Origin of the sequence: Legionella tunisiensis, assembly GCF_000308315.1 — a bacterium.
Classification (GTDB): domain Bacteria; phylum Pseudomonadota; class Gammaproteobacteria; order Legionellales; family Legionellaceae; genus Tatlockia; species Tatlockia tunisiensis.
Map to the genome: position 1 here is coordinate 1 of NZ_CALJ01000052.1, position 1415 is coordinate 1415.

Genomic DNA, 1415 nt, shown 5'->3' on the forward strand with positions numbered 1-1415 from the left:
AAAAGATGGATATATATATTCTAAAGCGGGTGTGACCTCGCATTAATGTTCAAATATCTCTGAGCATCCTCCTTATTTGCTCTGTTTAAAGTCATATAGATGTTTATATTTACAATCAATTCAAGTATAATTTTTTCAAAACTGCCTTAAATGAATAGAAATAAGGCGAAAAGTACGCGAGGCAAATTTGAGATGTTAGATGAATTACCAGTAGAACCCGAAACCGCAAAACATTTATCAAACCGTGGTTTAGTGAACTTGGCTCAGACATCAAAATATCATTTGTCTTTGTTTAAACCCATGGTTGATGTTCGTAAGCTACTGCACCATGTAGTGCGTGGTAAGCATGATTCAGTTCAATTGATATTAATAGATGATATAAGTTTAATGCTTAAAAGGGACAAAGTAACAGATTGTTCAGGGCGAGAATTTGAGAACATAAGTAGCTTTGAATATGCACTTTGGGCCCTGGATAAACACATGTGGGCAGCAATGATTACGTGCGTACCTCAGAATGAAGAAGGTAAACGGATATTGGAACTATTGATTGCTCAATACAACAAAGTCAACACAGACGGAGTCACTTATAGGCTTAATGGAAAAACAATCACTGAAAAGCATTTTGATTTCGAAAATACCCTCATTAAAGAGCTGCAAACGCAAGTAGATTCTTCAAACGCGCCAGGAGCTAAAAATTGGGAGGCCATAGATAAGCAGTGGCGAGAAGGTGTTGGTGGTGCACAAAAAAGGCTACCCATGCATATTGTTGATGAATACTGCTCTAATGAGCCATTTTATCCTGTTCCTAAGTTTACCTCACAGCCAAAATCATCGAAACAATTTTATAATTGGACTACTGGCGAGGATGAAAATTGGTTTAGTGTTGATTCTAAGTTGTCGGTTGATTTTGCAATATATAAAGGCGAGTCCGAGTTCGCTGAGGCGCCGGACCCGTGCGTGGGGAGTGGCCCGCAGTGCGTGGCCGATTTGGGTGCCATGACGGCATTATGTAAAGTAAGAACAAACGATTTTATCGATCTCAAATCGCAACTTGAAGACCAGATGACGCCAGATAATCATACACCAAGTATCTCAGAGTTAACCGAATTGACATCATGTCGATGAAGAAGCTCGGCGGCGTGAGCCGCCACATGCTCATCCTAGCATGAGCCCAAAAACCATAAAAGCACGTCCCGGTATAACCAGCGTGCTGCTGTTCTCACCCACCACATACTGACGTGGTCCAATAGATCTGACCACCCCAGTTAATAGATAATGAACTTAACTGGAGAAAGTAATGACAATAAGAAATAAATACCCAAAAGAATTTAAACTTGATGCAATTAGCCTTGTATTAGAACAAGGTTATGGGGTAACAGAGGCAGCCAATAATTTAGGCATTGCACAAGCATTAC

The 1415-nt window shown here is 40.1% G+C and carries 2 protein-coding genes; both read left to right on the forward strand.

All coding sequences use genetic code 11. The features are described from left to right. The first annotated feature begins 150 nt into the window (after positions 1-150). The gene (locus tag BN58_RS03910; protein ID WP_019215729.1) at positions 151-1125 is read left to right on the forward strand and encodes a hypothetical protein; all 975 of its coding nucleotides are present in this window, start codon (positions 151-153) and stop codon (positions 1123-1125) included. Between the two features lie 172 nt (positions 1126-1297). Then, positions 1298-1415: transposase (locus tag BN58_RS21865; protein WP_019215730.1), on the forward strand; the 118-nt coding region annotated here is incomplete at its 3' end.

What these genes read in the sequence shown, in the direction of transcription:
- BN58_RS03910 (WP_019215729.1), top strand. Translation starts at nt 151, where the DNA reads ATGAATAGAAATAAGGCGAAAAGTACGCGAGGCAAATTTGAGATGTTA.